The 2390-nt window shown below is 38.5% G+C and carries 2 protein-coding genes; one reads left to right on the top strand and one right to left on the bottom strand.

Annotation, left to right across the window (positions count from 1 at the left end; translation table 11 throughout):
- Nucleotides 1–44 precede the first annotated feature (44 nt).
- Nucleotides 45–251: a hypothetical protein gene (locus tag ENL20_05900; GenBank protein ID HHE38088.1), complete on the top strand. Its 207-nt coding sequence runs from the start codon at nucleotides 45–47 to the stop codon at nucleotides 249–251.
- Nucleotides 252–436: 185 nt separating this feature from the next.
- Here ENL20_05900 and ENL20_05895 read toward each other — a convergent pair whose 3' ends face one another.
- Nucleotides 437–1933, bottom strand: a complete 1497-nt coding sequence (locus ENL20_05895; GenBank protein ID HHE38087.1) for a T9SS type A sorting domain-containing protein — start codon at nucleotides 1931–1933, stop codon at nucleotides 437–439.
- Nucleotides 1934–2390 lie beyond the last annotated feature (457 nt).

Here is a 2390-nt window from a genome sequence, read left to right as displayed (position 1 = left end):
GGATGTAGTTAAGAGATTGAAGGATGTAGATAACAGATTATAAAGTGCAGTTAATAGATTACTTATTGCAGGAAGAATATTATGGCAGAAAACAACGGAATAATATCAGCAGTGACAATTTAGCAAAGCGGGATGAACGGTTAACCTTGATCAGTGACAATATCAAGGAAATGGGCACAGAGATCGGTCTATCCGCAGAGGTTATCACCTGGGGAGAGAATGCGAACGGGGAAATGATGGTCAATGGTTGATTGGTCATTGGGAGCGGTCAATTCCAACGGAATTGAATATTAATAGCCGGAGGTTTGAACCTCCGGAATAAGTTACAGATAAAATTAAACTTACCTCTTCCCCGCTCTCCTGGATTTTCTTGTATAACAAAAAACTGCTCCCGGAGTGTTGGGAGCAGTTCTCGGTTTTTGCGAAGCTTCACAAATTACTTTGTGATAACCATTTTCCTGGAATATGTTCCGCTATCTGTTTTGATAACATACATATAAACTCCGGATGTAACTTCTTTACCGGAATTATCTCTGCCGTTCCAGGCGACATTGAATGTTTCCTCATCATAATAACCGTTGAACAGGGTGGTTACCATCTGTCCTTTGGAATTGAAGATCGTAACTTCCACCTGACCCGGTTCATTCATCATAAAGCTGATCTCTGTGGTGGGATAGAACGGATTAGGATAGTTGCGAATGCTTCCTTCAATGATCGGAGCATCAGGACTTTCTCCGTTATTATCGGGAATTGTCAGAGAGATCGGACCGTAAGTTTCGGTCATACCTGCTGCATCTCTATTCTCAACCCAGTAATAATAGGTATTGTCCACTTGGAGTTGACTTTCATCGATGTAAATGTATTCGGTTGGTTCGTATGTAGTTCCCGCACCTGCGATAAGATTTCCATTGATCTGGTCGGATTCATCGAAATTCCCCGTATTGGCGCGATATACATTCCAACCTATGTTATCAACTTCCGATTGTGTTACCCAGCCGAGAGTTGGTCCGTCTGTAGTATAAGTTGCGGTGAAGGATGAAAGTTCGACCGGATTTTCAGGATTTATGTTATGAAATACGGAACAATCGCTGGCACGAAGCGGTCCTTCCGGATATTGAGGATACGGCTGACAGATATCAGTATAGATCTCATCTATCCAGGTACTGATTTTCAGGGATGTTGTCCTGTTCAAGAGAACATCTTCATGAAAGTCATAACTATTTACAATAACATTATATCGAGTATCTGCCGGAGGAATTCCTGCACCTGCACATGTAAATTGTAAAGTTCTGGTGGAAGACATACCCGGAGGAATATCACCAAAATCCCAGGTGGGAACATAATAATCTCCCCACGGGATCAGATCAGGTTCCGGATTATCAGGAGTCCAGCAATACCAGGCTTCCTGATCTTCATTTACAGCAACAATATATTCCTGTCTGTCACGATATGGTCCTGTCCACATTGACGGCATTTGCATAAATTGATTAAGGGCAAATTCAGCAGTTAATTTTGTATCCCATAAAGTTCCTTCATATTGATCTTGAGTACTTAAAAATTCATCATGACTGTTGCTGCCATCAGCCCATTCCGAATATGCAGGTGTATCGTTAGTTATGGTTGCTTCAATATCAAAGGCTATAATATTTCCTGCTTGATATTGGATCATAATGACATAACCCTCGATAGCAAAACAACTCATCGTTCCACCACCGGATCCTTCGACATTGTCATAAAATTCATGGGTTCGGAATTCTTCTTGGAAAGTAGTATTGTCTCTAAACCATTGTCCGTTTAAAGCATCCGGATCAACTATAGGTCCTGTCCAATCCCAGACATCGGTAACCGGAGGTTCTCTCACATCGAGAGAAGGTGCAGCCATTAACTGGCTGATAAAAACAGCGATAACAATTAAGATAATTCCCTTTTTCATAATAATTCTCCTTTTTTATTTTTTTTTAAGGGTTTTTTAAAAGTTAACATTTCAATTAGTTTATTTACGATAGTAACGATCAATAACATATCTTCGTGATTGAAGATCTTGTTTTTCATTAGTGATATTAACATTCAATTAATTCCTACTGGATTTGGAGATTTCTTAAGTAACCGCATTTTTTTCTGTTTATTTTATGTGATCTTTTGGAATGATTAAATTTATGATAAAATGAATAAAATTCGATTCTTTTTCGGATCAAGAAAAAAATTCCTGTTATAACCGAGATCAAAATTACGATGATAGGAATAAAAATCTCAAGTCCAACAAAATAGTTAAATCCTGACTCCATACTTCCTCCGGATAATTAATTTTATCATTCAAACTGCAATTGGAGTGCCAAATGGATAAAATTCCCTGATATTGTTAATAAAATGTTAAGATATTATTCTCATTG

This window comes from Candidatus Cloacimonadota bacterium (assembly GCA_011372345.1).
Lineage (GTDB): Bacteria > Cloacimonadota > Cloacimonadia > Cloacimonadales > TCS61 > DRTC01.
Note: the sequence above shows the minus strand (reverse complement) of the source record. Positions and strands in the feature narration are given on the sequence as shown.

Excerpts from the sequence above, each read along its gene's own strand:
- ENL20_05895 (HHE38087.1), bottom strand. The coding sequence starts at position 1,933 with ATGAAAAAGGGAATTATCTTAATTGTTATCGCTGTTTTTATCAGCCAG.